Annotated in this window: 10 protein-coding genes; 9 read left to right on the top strand and 1 reads right to left on the bottom strand. The window is 40.6% G+C overall.

All coding sequences use genetic code 11. From position 1 onward, the window contains the following. Positions 1-2: 2 nt before the first annotated feature. The 5 genes from R2Q84_RS14115 (at position 3) to R2Q84_RS14135 (ending at position 6,852) form a co-directional block, all read left to right on the top strand. A complete protein-coding gene (locus tag R2Q84_RS14115; RefSeq protein ID WP_316817209.1) occupies positions 3-1,493 on the top strand; it encodes a SusD/RagB family nutrient-binding outer membrane lipoprotein in 1,491 nt (496 codons plus the stop codon). Between the two features lie 142 nt (positions 1,494-1,635). Further along, entirely contained in the window at positions 1,636-2,877 is a 1,242-nt protein-coding gene (gene phnA, locus R2Q84_RS14120) for a phosphonoacetate hydrolase (protein WP_316817210.1), read from the top strand. A 29-nt stretch (positions 2,878-2,906) separates the two neighbouring features. Then, positions 2,907-4,355 (top strand): phosphonoacetaldehyde dehydrogenase, encoded by a 1,449-nt coding sequence (gene phnY / locus R2Q84_RS14125; protein WP_316817211.1) that lies wholly within the window; start codon positions 2,907-2,909, stop codon positions 4,353-4,355. Positions 4,356-4,357: 2 nt separating this feature from the next. Further along, a complete protein-coding gene (locus R2Q84_RS14130) occupies positions 4,358-5,518 on the top strand; it encodes a TIGR03364 family FAD-dependent oxidoreductase (protein WP_316817212.1) in 1,161 nt (386 codons plus the stop codon). Between the two features lie 32 nt (positions 5,519-5,550). Beyond that, complete coding sequence (locus tag R2Q84_RS14135; RefSeq protein ID WP_316817213.1) at positions 5,551-6,852, top strand: DUF5690 family protein; 1,302 nt, start codon at positions 5,551-5,553, stop codon at positions 6,850-6,852. Positions 6,853-7,028: 176 nt separating this feature from the next. Here the strand turns inward: R2Q84_RS14135 and R2Q84_RS14140 are convergent, their stop codons facing one another. Then, positions 7,029-8,705 carry an alkaline phosphatase family protein gene (locus tag R2Q84_RS14140; RefSeq protein ID WP_316817214.1) on the bottom strand — a complete coding sequence of 559 codons (1,677 nt, stop codon included), beginning with the start codon at positions 8,703-8,705 and terminating at the stop codon, positions 7,029-7,031. A 448-nt stretch (positions 8,706-9,153) separates the two neighbouring features. Here R2Q84_RS14140 and R2Q84_RS14145 point away from each other — a divergent pair, with 448 nt between their 5' ends. From R2Q84_RS14145 to R2Q84_RS14160, 4 genes are read left to right on the top strand one after another with little or no spacing between them, the layout of a single operon-like run. Next, positions 9,154-12,087, top strand: a complete 2,934-nt coding sequence (locus tag R2Q84_RS14145) for a SusC/RagA family TonB-linked outer membrane protein (RefSeq protein ID WP_316817215.1) — start codon at positions 9,154-9,156, stop codon at positions 12,085-12,087. A gap of 11 nt (positions 12,088-12,098) precedes the next feature. Then, positions 12,099-13,604: a RagB/SusD family nutrient uptake outer membrane protein gene (locus R2Q84_RS14150; protein ID WP_316817216.1), complete on the top strand. Its 1,506-nt coding sequence runs from the start codon at positions 12,099-12,101 to the stop codon at positions 13,602-13,604. Positions 13,605-13,618: 14 nt separating this feature from the next. Further along, positions 13,619-14,629, top strand: a complete 1,011-nt coding sequence (locus R2Q84_RS14155; protein WP_316817217.1) for a BT_3044 domain-containing protein — start codon at positions 13,619-13,621, stop codon at positions 14,627-14,629. A gap of 41 nt (positions 14,630-14,670) precedes the next feature. Beyond that, the gene (locus R2Q84_RS14160) at positions 14,671-15,684 is read left to right on the top strand and encodes a DUF5007 domain-containing protein (RefSeq protein ID WP_316817218.1); all 1,014 of its coding nucleotides are present in this window, start codon (positions 14,671-14,673) and stop codon (positions 15,682-15,684) included. Positions 15,685-15,687 lie beyond the last annotated feature (3 nt).

The raw sequence follows: 15,687 nt of genomic DNA on the forward strand, positions 1-15,687 counted from the left end.
TTATGAAAAATTTTATAGCAAAATCAATAGTCGTATTGATCATTATAAATCTGGCGAGTGGTTGTAAGAATTTCGATGAACTTAGGGAAAATCCAAACAATCCCGGCAAGGTTCCACCAAATCTTTTATTTACATCAGTTATACCACAACCCGTATCTTCTTTTTCAGATGAATACCAAAACGCGCAGTACCACCTTTGGTCGGCTGTTGACAACGCTGCTTCGATAAGTTTTCGTTTTGGCAGCGGAACTTTCACCTATAATACACTACGCAACATCGACAAAATGGTACAGGAAGCCACAGCTACGAATGAACCAGTCTACGCTATTCTTGCCAAATTTCTTCGTGCCTACAATTATATAGAGATGACAACAAGAATGGGAGACATCCCACTCTCGGAAGCCATGAAAGGCGCCGAAATACCACAACCCAAGTACGACAGCCAGAAATCAGTTTACCTGCAATGTCTAAACTGGCTAAACGAGGCGAACAATGAGTTAGGCACCTACATCAGCACTCATCAAGGACAAAAAATAGCTGGAGATTTTTATTTCGAAGGGGATTTAAAAGGATGGCAAAAAGCAATTAATGCTTATACCATAAGAGTATTAATATCCCTAAGTAAAAAAGCAGATGACGCAGACCTGAAGGTAAAAGATCGTTTTGCAGCTATTGTAAACAATCCAGCTCAATATCCATTGATGACAGGCCTGGTTGACAATATGGAAATCACACATAGAGATGAAGATGGATTTAGAGGCGGTTACAACCCCAATTCGGCAGTCAGTCGGGCAAGCACAATCATGGTAGACACTTATATTGATATGCTAAAAAACTACATGGACCCACGTTTACAAAAAGTAGCCGACCCAACACCTGACGCATTAGCAGCCAATCCAACTAATGAAACAGCCGTAAGGGAAGACTTTAACTCCTATGAAGGCGCAGACATATCAGCAGAAGGGACTGTAAACGTCACCAGAAGGTTGGGTGGAGAAATATCTTACCCCAATGAGCGCCGCTATTGGAATTTTATCGGCCAGCCTTCTATTTTGATTGGTTATCCCGAACAAGAACTAAACATTGCAGAGGGAATTCACCTAGGATGGGCCGCTTCAGCTGCAAAAACCCATTATGACAATGGCGTAAAAGCATCCATGGAATTCTATGGTATTGATGGCGGCATTGCCAACACTTATTTAACGACTAACGCCCCCTATATGCCTGGCGCTGCCGGCTTAAAAAGAATACACGAACAGATGTACCTGGCACTTGCAGAAAATTCCGGACTACAATCCTTCTTTATGACACGCAGAACTGGTGTACCTACTTATAAATTCTCAGCAGAAAACAGTGTTACAAAAATCCCTGTTCGCTGGGCATATCCAACAGCAGAAGACACAGACAACAAACAAAATTACAGAGCAGCACTAAGAGCTCAATTTGGCAGCGAAGTAGACGACAGAGACCAGGTAATGTGGTTATTAAAATAAAAATTGGTTAGTAAATGGTTAAGGGCCGCATTTGGCGGCTCTTTTCACTAAATTTATATAAACCTATAAATTCTGCAAAACACACTAATAATATTACACAATCCGATACCTGAAAAATAAAAGCAATAAAAACAATATAATAATGAATAATATCTCAACTCAATCCTTTTCAGTCAATGGTAAAACGTATAACCCTTCAGCAAAACCCATTGTGGTAATTTGCATGGATGGTTCTGCAGATGAATACCTGGACACAACTATGGCTCACGATCGCATGCCCAATCTTAAAAAGATGGCCCTGCAAGGCTACAGAGGCATGGTACGTGGCGCACTCCCTTCCTTTACCAATGTAAACAACTCATCTATAGTTACAGGCGTCAGCCCTGCTGTGCACGGCATCTGTGGTAACTTCTTCTATGATACCCAAAAGGATCAGGAAGTGATGATGAACTCATCGGAATACCTTAGGGCCGAAACACTACTTGCGGCGGCTGCAAATGCAGGTCGTAAAGTAGCCGTGGTTACCGCTAAAGAAAAATTGCGCGATATCCTTTCCTACAAACTAAACGGCATCGCCTTCTCGGCCGAAAAAGCTGACCAGGCAAAACTGGACACGCACGGCATTGAAAATGCAGAACAAATTATTGGTCACAAAACCCCAGCTATTTACAGTGCGGAAGCAAGCCTATTTGTACTGCGCGCCGGTGTGGCCTTGATAGAAAAGGGCATGGCCGATTTCCTGTACTTGTCTTTAACTGACTACATGCAACATACTTACGCACCCGACACAGAAGAATCGTTAGCATTTTATGAGGCACAAGATACCGAATTAGGCAAAATGCTTGAGCTAGGGGCAATTATTGGCGCTACAGCAGATCATGGAATGAACGCAAAAGTTAAAGCCGATGGTACACCCAATGTATTATTTATCGAAACTATGCTTACCGAGAAATTTGGTAATGGATTTAGAGTGATTTGCCCTATTACAGATCCTTATGTAAAACACCATGGTGCTTTAGGCTCCTATGTAGCAGTTCACGTGGACGACACATCAAAGATTAATGAGATAAAAAACTGGCTGGCCGTACAACCAGGAGTAACAGAGGTTTACAACAAAGAAACGGGATGCCGCATACTGGAGCAACCTGAAGACAGAACCGGCGACTTATTCGTATTATCAGCACGTGACGTAGTTGTTGGAAAAACTGCTGCCCATCATGATTTAAAAGCATTAGACGGCACCCTTCGCTCACATGGCGGCAGATATGAAGAAATGGTCCCATTGGTCGTCTCCCACCCTTTAAATGCTATATACAAAATGAAAACACAAGGTGATCCTCGCAATTTTGACGTGTTTGATTTTACAGTTAACGGTACTCATTAAATAATCGTATTTACATTTTATACAGGAAAATGAAAGAAGTAGATATTATAAGCACACCCAAAGTTTTACAACTGGCATCCCTGATTGCCGGCAAACCTGTTTCGTCAGGTAATCACTTATCAGTACACAATCCTTACAATGGTGCATTGGTAGGGACTGTAGAAACAGCCGGGTTAAACGACACAAATAATGCCATTGAAGCCGCCCTAAAAGGGGGCGTTTCAATGAGTCGCTTCGAAAGATATAACATTCTTGACAAGGCACGAACCTTACTTTTAGAAAGAAAAGAGGAATTTGCCCAATTGATTACTGCTGAATCCGGCCTCTGTATTTCCGAAGGCAGATATGAAATTGGCAGAGCACATGATGTCCTTCTTTTTGCAGCCATAGAATGTCTTAAGGACAATGGTCAGATTTACTCATGCGACATTTCACCAAATGGTAAACGGCGCAAAATATTTACCCTTACCGAACCACTGAAACTTGCCGTAGCCATAACCCCTTTTAACCACCCGCTAAACCAGGTGGCACACAAAATTGCCCCGGCACTAGCTGCCGGAACCCCTGTAATTTTAAAACCTTCAGAAAAAACGCCATTAACAGCAATCCGTTTTGTAGAACTGCTGTATGAAGCAGGACTACCTCCATACATGTTAAGCGTTCTTTTAGGGGACACAAAATCTGTTTCCGAAATACTGGTTCAAGATCCAAGGATAGATATGGTTTCCTTTACAGGAAGCGTTGCTGTTGGCAAACTGATCGCCAGAACAGCAGGCTACAAAAAAGTAATCCTCGAACTTGGCGGCAACGACCCACTGATTATCCTCGAAGATGCCGATCTAAATCTGGCACTCGAGCTTGCAGCAGAAGGATCATTTAGAAACTCAGGTCAACGTTGCACCGCTGTAAAACGTATTCTGGTTCACGAAAATATAGCTAACGAATTCACCAGTCGCTTTGTTGAAAAAGCTAAAGAATACACAGTTGGTAATCCTGCCGACCCTGCCACAAGAGTAGGAACAGTTATAGACGAGCAATCAGCCATATACCTGGAAGATGTTGTTAAAAAAGCCGTAGCAAGCGGTGCAAAAGTCCTGTTGGGCGGCAAACGCACCGGAGCATTAATGGAACCTACAGTAATCACCAACGTCCCAAGAGACGCACAAATGGTAGTTCAGGAATCTTTTGGCCCCCTTGCTCCTATTTTAATCTTTAAGGATATAGAGGACGCAATTAAACTCTCAAATTCAACCGCTTTTGGTTTATCATCAGGAGTGGTAACTAAGAACATGGACCATGCCATCCGCTTTGTAAAAGAGCTTAAAGTAGGTACAGTAAATATTAATGAAGTACCTGGATACCGTATAGAAAATTCTCCATTTGGAGGAATCAAGGATTCAGGTTTAGGTATAAAAGAAGGAGTTATTGAGGCAATCAAGTGCTTCTCTTACATAAAAACGTTTTCAATGCCCTGGTAATTATGACAAAGAATATTCAATACGATTTAATAGTAGTAGGCTCAGGTATCCTGGGTACATTTCATGCAATACACGCTCTAAAGCTAGGCAAAACAGTCCTGCTTACAGAGAAAGACCAATACCCTGTAAATGCTACAGTCCGGAATTTCGGACAGGCAGTCGTATCAGGCATGCCCTCTGATTGGTTTGATTATGCAAGAAGATCAACTGAACTATATCAGCAAATCCAAAACGAGTCCGACATCAGTGTCCGCAACAATGGAACCGTTTATCTTTCATCAGACGATGAAGAAACTCAATTATTACATGAGTTAAAAGAACGGATGGACGCAGTAGATTACGAAGCTAATTTATTATCCGTAGACGACTGTTTAGCAAAATGGCCTTCGTTAAAAAGAGAATATTGCAAAGGTGGTTTATTTTTCCCTCAGGAGGTAAGCGTAGAACCAGAAAGATTGATTTACAGACTCCTGGAATATGCTGTTGCAAAATACCCCAACTTAACCTACATGCCCTCGACCGCAGTCTTAGATTGCTCCGTGGTAAATGACAGGATAGAGATCACAACTGCTGCCAGACAGGTATTTAAGGCAGAAAGAGCTGTAATCTGTAACGGAGGAGAATTCAAATTACTTTTTGCCGAGTTGTTTCGCCAAAGCGGAATCATCCTAAGTAAACTACAAATGATGAGAACTGTGCCAATGCCCGAAGTGCAACTGGAAGGAAATATACTGACAGGCTTATCTATCCGCAGGTACGAATCATTCCAGGAATGTCCATCTTACGCAGGAATTTCCAACCCCGACCGCTACGCTGAATGTAAAAAATGGGGTATCCACATCTTGTTCAAAAAAGCCGTTGACGGCTCCATTATTATAGGAGATTCACACGAATATGCCGATGTAAACCACACCGATGACCTTGGTTTTGGAATTAACAGTCATATTAACGAATTGATGCTACAGGCAGCCCAAGAGATTGTGAGCTTTGACGTAAGCAAAATAGCCTCAACATGGGCAGGCTTCTACCCTCAGCACGACACTAAACATGTTGTAGAATACGATATCGACAACCGTATACACATCCGCACTGCAGTTGGAGGAAAAGGCATGACATCCGCCGCGGGATATTCGGAAGCAAGTATAAAGAAGATTTACAGTTAGGCGAACCAGGATAAACACAACAATCAACCCACATGAAGCGAATAAACCATTTACTTACCAACTCGAAATTCTTTTTTATTATCTGGTGTATGGTTGCTGCCTTTGGAACTTACTTTTGCATGTACGCCTTCAGGAAACCTTTTACCAATGGGACCTACGTCGGACTAACCCTATGGAACCTTGATTACAAAGCAGTCCTAATCATTGCGCAACTGATGGGATACATGCTTTCAAAAGTCATGGGCATTAAAGTAATTTCAGAACTTAAGGCATCAGGCAGAAAGAAACTCATCATTTGCCTCATTCTTTTTGCAGAAGTTGCACTACTGCTTTTTGGAGTGGTACCTCAACCCTACAATTTCTTTTTTCTCTTTTTAAATGGCCTTCCTCTGGGTTTAGTTTGGGGAATCATATTTAGCTACCTGGAAGGCAGACGCTTTACAGAAACACTAGCAATGGGACTAAGCATCAGCCTGATTTTTTCATCCGGAATGATTAAAACGATTTATTTTATTGTACATGAATGGCTTCCATCGGTTTCTGAATTTTGGATGCCCGCATTAATGGGCGTAATTTTCTTTCCGCTGTTCTTAACCTTCGTCTGGATGCTATCGGTAATTCCGGAACCGACTGAAACCGACAAACTATTGCGCGTTGAACGTTTACCCATGAACGCAGAGGATAAACGCGCAGCAATGGCCGAGTTTGGTTTTGCGATTTTTGGAATCGGTCTGGTTTATATGATGCTAACAACTATGCGCGACTTTAGAGACAATTTCTCTGTTGAGATCTGGAATGAAATAGATATTCACTGGGACAAAGGAGTACTATCGTTAACAGAGACCATTTCAGGGATCATTGTACTGATCGCCATAGGAAGCCTTTCCACAATCCGCAATAACATACGCGGTTTCTGGGCCACTCAATACCTGATCATCCTAGGCTTACTGATCAGCGGCATGAGCACGTTGTTTTTCCAAATGCATATCATCAGCCCTTTTTGGTGGATGTTGCTGCTGGGAACAGGAATGTTTCTAGCTTATACACCCATTCAAATGGTACTGTTTGAGAGAATGATCGCTTTATTCAAAATAAAATCAAACGCTGGTTTTTTTGTCTACATCTGTGATTCTGCCGGATATATGGGCAGCGTATTCCTGCTACTATACAAAGAGTTCTTCATGAAAGATCTAAGCTGGTGCAATGTACTGATTAGATTTAGCTACATGCTCACTGTTGTCTCCATAATAGTAATGGCTTTAGTCTCCATATTTTTCAACCGAAAACTTGGCATTAAAGGCCCTATCACAGGAATATTAGACAGAAGAGCTTAAACACATTCTGAATCCCTTTTGAATACCAGATTCAAAGGGGATTCAGAAATCCTAACGAAACATAAAAAACACTATCCAGCCTGGGCAACAAAAAAATGCAGGTACACTTATGCGTACCTGCATTAAACCAACCTTAACCTTGTGCTTATCAGCGATCCCAGACCAAATTCACAATCTTAATTATTGATCCAGACCCGGCCATCGAGACCCCACTCAGGTTTTATCGGGATACGCAACCAGGAATAAACCTGTGCGGCAACATCAACTGTTTTGGGAACTTCAGATTGTATGACTTCACCACATAAGTTTTTCCCAACCTCTTCCCACTTAGGAGCCCCAAAAATCGTAAGGTTTTTATTTTTTAAACTATAGTCTTTCAGAATATCACCTTTCCCGTCCACACCTCTCCACCAACCCAGCAGGTTTTCGTAAAATGGATGATCAGGAGTAATTATAGTATCACATTTAGCATAAGCAGCTAAAGTAGCAGGGTCTATTTCAGCATTCCACATCCTAATATCTGCAACATTTGCTTTAACCGTATACCCCCAGGTATTCCTCGCCTTAAGCGTACCGTCGTCAAGAATAGCAAGCGTAGCTGGTTGTGTATTGTCCCAGGTTGTCACAGCCGAAACATTGATTTCACCATAAAAAACACCATCCTGATAACTTTTCGCAAGCCCCGCTTTATTAACGGTCACCGCAATATGATGCCACTTACCATCAGTTAAATCAGGTAATGCAGAAGGCGCAATATCTCTTCTGTTTCCCGATCCATCAGCAACATTAAATCTCCATTTCTGACCGGAAACAAATATCCCCCAACCCGCATTACCACCACTTCCCCAATCTTTATTTGAAGCCAGTGGCGGATCACTTGAAAGACCTCCATCAATTTTCACCCTCATTTCAAAAGTAAATTTTGGATATTTATTCAATTTATACAGATCAGAATTCGAATAAGCATACTGCAAGCCATCCACCTGATTTATCTTCAAAAATGTAGTACTGGTTTGGGGCTTCGTGATATTATTTGGGTTAAAATTCTTATTATAAAACATCGTAAAAATGTTTTGCGACTCATAATCACTACCTCCATGACCAGATAAATTTCCACCATGGTCTGAAGAAACAACAATCAACCAATCCTCCCTATCAATGGAATTTCGGGCATTTAATGCCGCTACCAACTCTCCAACATACGCATCCACAGTTGAAATAGCCTGCATATATTGAGGAATAGTCGTATCAAATCCATATTGGTCCCCAGCGATATCCACTCCTTTAAAGTCTACGAGCACTACATCCGACGTAGTATCTGCAAGTGAAATTATCGCCTCTTCTTTAACCGCCAAATCATCATTCTCAAAACTCTCTGCTACATCAGCATCCTTTACCAGAAACGTATTTAACGATGTTGCCGCAGCTACCGAAACAGTCTTCAACTGAGGATTAAACTGTTTGATCCGGGTAAAAATCATGGGATATTTATCAAATGCGTTACCAGCATAACTACTGCCGGTAACTCCGTGTTTCTTACCAGAAACACCAGTCAACAAAGATGACCATCCCGTTTCTTCCCAGGTTGGAGGTTCTGCAAGCGCATCAAAGCTAAAAATAGAATTAGCAAGCAGTTTAGTAATATTAGGAATCTCTGCTTTCTGAACAGCAGATCCCCGTACACCGCTAAGACCAATAAACAACACCTTTCTACGCTTGGCAGAAGGGTTATTATCATCTGTTTTGTCCACGAGATCATACCTGGGTTTATTACAGGACATCATAGCGAGCAGCAGGCTAAAAGCATAAAGACTACAGGTAGTCAGATTAGCTCGACTGTAAAATTTTCTCATATAAATAATTTTAATTTTAAGTAAATAAATCAGCATCTATAAGATATAAACGCAAGATAGTTAATATTATTAATAATTTAGTATTAGTAAACATAAAGAAAAAACAAAATCATCTTTAAATAATTAAAACCTTATTAAAACTACAAAAAACCTACTAAACAAACACTTAACACCACCTTAAAACTAAATTAACACCCGAATAAAGTTTACAAATATTAAAAATAAAATTTTATTTATTGCAATTTTTATTTTAGAATTGTAGTACAAACAACTGCTGAACTATTTTTTTATTTCATTATAAAGAAATAACCAACCCAAACCAACAACCAAATTAAGCCAACGAACTAACCAACTAAACAACCTAAAGACCAAATAACCAAACAAGCACCCGAGCAAGCGTAAAAGAATTCATTAAATAACAGTATGAGCAATACTTAAACACAGCTATATGCAACAACATTACCCATTATCTTCAGGAAAACTACTTACTATGGCCTTAGCCATAGGTTTTTCTATGCTTTGCAGTAACAGCTTTTCCCAAAATGTCAAGAGTACAGGGCTAGCTGCCGCCGCAGCCCCTGTAACAGATAGCCTCGGGAAATTTTCTGAAAAGAGAAAAGCTTCGGACCTGCAGATTACCAAAGCCCTTCAAACGCCTTTTTCGAACATAGGACAACTCCTTCAAAGCAACGTTGCAGGATTGGACTATCGTAGAACTACCGGAGAACCCGGAGTACCTTCATCCACTCTTATAAGGGGTACAGCAACCTGGTTTTTAAATGGAAAAAGCAGTTATTATTCACAACCCACTTATGTAATTGATGGAGTTCCGATAATTACCGATCATCCATTTGCTTTTAACATACAGGAGTATGATTATGAAAAAATAGGCCCCAATACTGATATAATGTCTATTCTGGACCTGAATGACATTGAATCTATCAGGGTTTTGAAAAACCACGGAGAAAGCGCAAAATATGGTCCTTTGGCCGCAAATGGAATTATAGAAATCACTACTAAACGACCTTATGCGAATAAAGGGAAAGTGCTTTTCAACTCCTATGGCGGATTTAGCCAGGCACCTGGTGTACAAACCATTAATGCTGCATTTGAGAATGACTTCAGAATGCCGTTTTATAATAAATACGCTTCCCAGGCCTTAAAAGATAACTACCCTGTTTATTTATCAGATTATTCTCAACCGGCATATTATGGTGCGGCAAACTGGGACGACACCTATTACAAAAACAATTACATTATTGGCAACTCCCTTTCAATTTCCGGGGGTAAACAGCGTGCAAATTTCTCTTTCGGTGTCGGACAGCAAAAAGATGCAGGGACTGTTGCAAACACAGGACTGGATAGATACAATGTTTACCTTAAAATCAACATCTTGCCGGTTAAAAACCTGGAAGTTTACACAAATCTGTCGGGCGCGCTGCTTAACAGGCAGCGTAACCAGTCGTTAACAAGCAGGTATGCAGAAGAAAGCTATCTGCCTTCCCTAACTACCCCACTGCCGCCAAATAAAGACTTTTTAAGTGTTTACAACGACAATCTGGAAAAGCTGTCGGATGTAAATAAAACAGCCTATCTACAAGGTCAGTTGATTGCCAAATATAATTTATCTGATAAAATCCAGATCAAGTCCCTTTTAGCAATGGTTGTAGGAGACTACACCAGAGAATTTTTTGTACCGGGCAGCCTGAACGAAGGCAATAGCTTCATCTCCTACTATACCGGTTTTAACAGAAGAATTTACGTAGACAATTCGATCACCTATAACAACACACTAAACGATACTCATCACTTCACATTTGGTCTTACACAAACCCTGAGACAAGACAAGTATAAGTATGATTATATCAAAGCCTATAAAGGCCCTTCAGATTTTATAAAAATCATTAAAACAAACGGCTACTACAATAACACCTTTGACAAAACGATGGTTTATGCCTATAAGGACTATGTTAACCAAAACATGAATTCTTTTGCAGCTAACTTTGGATATGATTATAAACAAAAATATGGTTTTGCGGGCAGCTTACGTACTGATGGAAGCTCAACACTTTATTCAACTGGTCTAAGCTGGTTCTTTTCTCCATCCGCCAGTATTTACTGGAACCTACACAACGAAGATTTCCTGAAGTCCTCAAAATTTATCAATAGTTTAAAACTTTTTGGGGGCTATGGCAGAATTGGACGTGAATTTTTAGACAACAACAATGGGTATGGCCCTGGTTATCTGGTAGACATAGGCTGGAGTGGCAGTCAGAATATACCTTCTTATGCCGGAATCCCTACTTTGAGTTTACCATTTACCAAAGGCTATACCGGTTTTGGAATTCAATGGCCGTATACCGAACAATTCAACTTAGGCTTCGACATCAACTTGTTCAACAACAGGCTCAACGCCAATGTTGAACTATATTCAAAAACAGATAAGCAACAGGCGATGCAAATCCCTGTACCCTCTGAATATGGTTTTAGCAACAAACTTGTAAATGGCATGGATGTAAGAAACCAGGGGATAGAAGTTACATTAAACGGCCTGGTTCTTAACAAAGAAGCTTTTAAATGGACTACCGGCATTATTTTACAAACCAACCGGAACAAACTAACTGCACTACCAGGTGACACCCGGACTGTTATCAGCAACAACAGAAAGATAACACTGGGCCAGCCGATTGACAATTATTGGTTACTACAAAATGAAGGTATTTACAATAGCGATTCCGAGGTTCCCGTAAATCCTTCAACAGGTGCAAAAATGAGCTATAACGGGATTCCGTTAAAGGCAGGAGATCCGATTTGGAAAGACACAAACGGCGATTTCATCATCGACGATAATGACAAAATCCTGAAAGGACATCTGACACCATCAGTTTCAGGAGGCTTTACCAACTCATTCACCTACAAAAACCTCTCCCTGAACGTATTAATTTCTTACGCTTTAGGCCGCGACATCATCAACTCCCGTATGGCAAGCCGTTTTGACTTTGCAAACAGAGAAGGTGCGGATAACCTGAACGGAATCAAGGAAATCACTTTCTGGACGAATATCGGTGATTATGCTAAGTATCCCGTTTATAATCCCTGGAGCTCTGTAAATCCATACCAGACAGACCAAACTCTTTTTCTTGAGAACGGATCTTATGCCAAATTGAGAACAGCCACATTAACCTATGACCTGAGCAATTTAGGATGGGTAAAAAAACGTGGAATATCCGGCATTAAGGTATACGCTACCGGCAATAACTTGTTTACCATCACCAAATACTCAGGTACAGACCCCGAACTGGTGAATTATATGGGTTACGATACCGGCTTAGGCATGGCAATACCAAGGACCTACACAATTGGCTTCAACCTAACGCTTTAAAAGACTAAAACATGAAAATAAAATTATTATTACTTGTAACCTGTCTAATCACTTTATCAGAGACCGGCTGTAAGAAATCTCTCGATATTAATTCAACAAACATGGTCAAGACAGACCAGATGTGGAAAGTGAAAAATGACGCAAGATCTGCAGTATTTGCAACCTATGGTTTGCTTCGTGCCGCTCTTTCCAATGAAAATGCCTTTTTTGCATATGGTGAATTAAGAGGCGGTGATTTCAGCGTAACCAATCGGCAAGACATCTCATCAGTTGTTAATCAGGACTTAAACGCAGATTATGGAGCCATGTCCGAATGGAAAGACTGGAGAAGGTTTTATGCTGTTATTGCACAGGCCAACCTTTGCCTGGAAAAACTTTCCCTGGTAACAAAAAATGATTTCCGTTACCGTGAAGAAGACTTGAAACTTGATATGGCCAACGTAAGGTTTTTAAGGGCCTTATCTTATTTCTACATAGCCCGGATCTGGGGTAACGCACCATTAATCAGGTCGAACACTGAAGGTAGTTTCACAGAGAAAACCCAGGCTTCTGAAGCAGATTTACTTTCCTTCGCTGCAGCAGAAACAGCAGATGCAGCTAAAGATTTACCATGGAGGTATGATGGAAAGGGACCTGAGCAATTAGGCTTGTACTATGGACAGACATCCGCTCAATTACAATCCATTATTGCAACCAAAGCAGCTGCTTATGCACTCGCTGCACATATAGCAGCCTGGCAAGGAGATTACGCCACTACTGAAAAGAACTGTGAGCTGGTTATCGACAATAACGCAAATGGAGGTTACAACACCACATCAACAGGCAACCTTACTTCTTCAAGCGGGATTTTTTCCGGTCAGGGCTTTAGTGTAATTTTCTCCATAAATTTCGCTGCAAAAAATCAGGAAGCGTCTATAAAGGGACATGTAGAAGACTGGACCTTAAGCGAACCATTTATCGCGAAAAAAACTCCGGATATCTATATACCGAAGGACAGCATTCTGAAAATTTTCAACGAATCCAATGATGCCCGCTTCTCATTAGCTGCTGACGGATCAACTGTAGGTAGTTACTTTACCAATTTCAGCAATTCAATTCCGATGTTTTCCAAAATCAAAAACCTAAGCGTTTCGCAGACACCGGTTTTTAGAAGCTATCAGTCGGCCATCGTTATTTTCAGACTGGAAGAGATCATGTTGTTGCGCGCTGAAGCAAAAGTCTTCTTGAATTACAAAGCTGATGCAGTTACCTATCTGAATCAGGTAAGAACCATAAGAGGCCTTTCAGAATTCGCATCCACAGATGGTAATACTATCCTCGAAACTATTTTTAAAGAAAGAAGAAGAGAATTACTTGGTGAAGGATGGAGATGGTATGATCTGATACGGTTAAAAAAAGTTAAAGCTTTCACCAAACTTACTGATGCCGACATTGCAATGGGGGCGACAAAGTGGCCGATATCAAAAAGTGCACTAAACAACAACGGCAAATTAGTTCAAAATAAATTCTGGCATTAATTAAATCACGCATAATGTTACGTAAGCAATTATTATTAATAACCACCGTAATTCTGACAGCCTGTGCAGTCCTGCAGAGTTGTAAAAAAACGGACAACAGTTACCGGAACAGTACTCCGGATAACAAGACTGACCTAAATATGTACGACTATATGCGCAGCAAAAAAGGAACTTTTGATACGCTACTGTATATTATTGAGAGGGCAAACCTGACTGACACCATCAAAAATTCAAAAATCACCTTTTTTGCACCTACAGATCTCAGTATACTAACTGCCCTGGATAACTTAAATGCAAACAGACGAGCTTCAAATCTGGAACCACTGGATATAGCTGAAGTAGATCCTTTCGTATGGAGGACGCTTCTGATGAGGTACATGATCCCCGGAAAACTCACCAGTGATAAATTTATGCTGGCAGATGGTCTGGATGTAGTTACACTGAATAAAAGAAGGCTTCATGTAAATGCAGTTGCAACTACAACACAGGGAAGCATACGCACAGGCAGTTTATTACTTCAATACAGCGACTTAAATGGATCCCGCTTCACCAAAGACTGGATTTTCTCTTATGTAACCACCAGCAACCTGGAAACCAATAACGGAATCCTAAACATCCTCGAACCGAGCCATGTTTTTGGTTTCAAATCATTTGTCACGTTCGCAAGCACTTTACAAAACCCGTATTCCGATCGCTTTAATACCTCATCAGGCGCAATCGTGCTTCCTACTGCAACCCGGATCTGGATGGAGCTTAACAAAACACTGACCGCAATTGATCAGCATACTGTAGAAACTGATGCGGCCGACCTAAAAGCAAATGGGTTTTTCATGCGGTTAACTGTTAATCCGACGGACAATAGTGTTACTATAACCTCTGCTCCCACTTCGGCAAACCTTACTATCAGAAATAATGGAGACTGCCATTACGACCCTGTTAACCAGGAATTTGTACTTAAATACAAATATACTTCTGCGGGTGCCGATCGATTTATATCAGAACGAATAAAACTTAGAAACTACTAATGAAAAGGAAAATGCTAAAAAATAATCTTGTCTTAATAGTCATGACAAGTTTGATTATGTCTTTTATGCCGTCCTGTAAAAAGGCCCCTGCAGAAAAAGATTATCTCAGCAATAAGGCAACTTTTGCAGGTGTTGCCATTTACGAGCCGATTTTAGGCAGAACACTATTGTATAAAACCAGCTTCAATGCAGACGGATCAAGTTACCCTCTAAATTTTTCACTACAAAATATGCGTCATTTTGATGGTAGTCCGGCACCTGAACTTATGGAGTCCGGTCCCGTCCTGGAATGGACTGGCCTATACGATGGTACCGAAAAAACCTTGAAAGAAATAGAAAACAAAAGGAAATTGGTAAATAAACCGTTTTTCGAGATCAGACCAGGATCCGGTGATTTTATCTTTTACAGATCTGGCGCACAGATCGTAAGCTCCTACCCCAATGAAGGATATTTATTTGATATCAAAATCACAAATAAGGGGAACGAACGGGTGATACAAAATTTCCGGTTACGCCCGATTAAGGATATCCCATACGAACCATATGAATACGATCCGTATACAAGGTTAAGAAAATCAGAATCAAGATCAGACATCAATGGAAATGCCTACACTGCAGCTTTTGTAAATCACGCTGCCATGACAAATGTGTATGTTTCAAAGGATACTCTCATGCACGATAGCTTGAGCAGGGTTTATTTCAGAAAGGTTGGTGAGGGCAATACCCTGACCTTTAAATTCTTTGACAAAGATTCAGTTGTGATTGATCCTGCAAAATTCAATTTAACGAAATGGAATGAATTGGTACACGGGTTTAACATGAGTAAAACCAACACCCACGTACGCTATGATGTTGCTTATCCAATACCACTGACTAATCTGGATACAAAATATGCCATTTCAAATAAGGCAAAAATAAATATAGGATATACCAGGACTGGGTTTAATGCATTTAGAATTGATGCAAACCTACTTTTAAACTTCAGCATATATGAAAAAGGAGATTGGGAAATCATATTCAAATTTAAAAGAACACCACGTTTCCAGAACGAATAATGT

This window comes from Pedobacter nyackensis, assembly GCF_032678475.1.
Classification (GTDB): domain Bacteria; phylum Bacteroidota; class Bacteroidia; order Sphingobacteriales; family Sphingobacteriaceae; genus Pedobacter; species Pedobacter nyackensis_A.

Excerpts from the sequence above, each read along its gene's own strand:
- R2Q84_RS14155 (WP_316817217.1), top strand. The coding sequence starts at position 13,619 with ATGTTACGTAAGCAATTATTATTAATAACCACCGTAATTCTGACAGCC.
- R2Q84_RS14145 (WP_316817215.1), top strand. The coding sequence starts at position 9,154 with ATGCAACAACATTACCCATTATCTTCAGGAAAACTACTTACTATGGCC.
- phnY (WP_316817211.1), top strand. The coding sequence starts at position 2,907 with ATGAAAGAAGTAGATATTATAAGCACACCCAAAGTTTTACAACTGGCA.
- R2Q84_RS14160 (WP_316817218.1), top strand. The coding sequence starts at position 14,671 with ATGACAAGTTTGATTATGTCTTTTATGCCGTCCTGTAAAAAGGCCCCT.
- R2Q84_RS14130 (WP_316817212.1), top strand. The coding sequence starts at position 4,358 with ATGACAAAGAATATTCAATACGATTTAATAGTAGTAGGCTCAGGTATC.
- R2Q84_RS14140 (WP_316817214.1), bottom strand. The coding sequence starts at position 8,705 with ATGAGAAAATTTTACAGTCGAGCTAATCTGACTACCTGTAGTCTTTAT.
- R2Q84_RS14115 (WP_316817209.1), top strand. The coding sequence starts at position 3 with ATGAAAAATTTTATAGCAAAATCAATAGTCGTATTGATCATTATAAAT.
- R2Q84_RS14135 (WP_316817213.1), top strand. The coding sequence starts at position 5,551 with ATGAAGCGAATAAACCATTTACTTACCAACTCGAAATTCTTTTTTATT.
- R2Q84_RS14150 (WP_316817216.1), top strand. The coding sequence starts at position 12,099 with ATGAAAATAAAATTATTATTACTTGTAACCTGTCTAATCACTTTATCA.
- phnA (WP_316817210.1), top strand. The coding sequence starts at position 1,636 with ATGAATAATATCTCAACTCAATCCTTTTCAGTCAATGGTAAAACGTAT.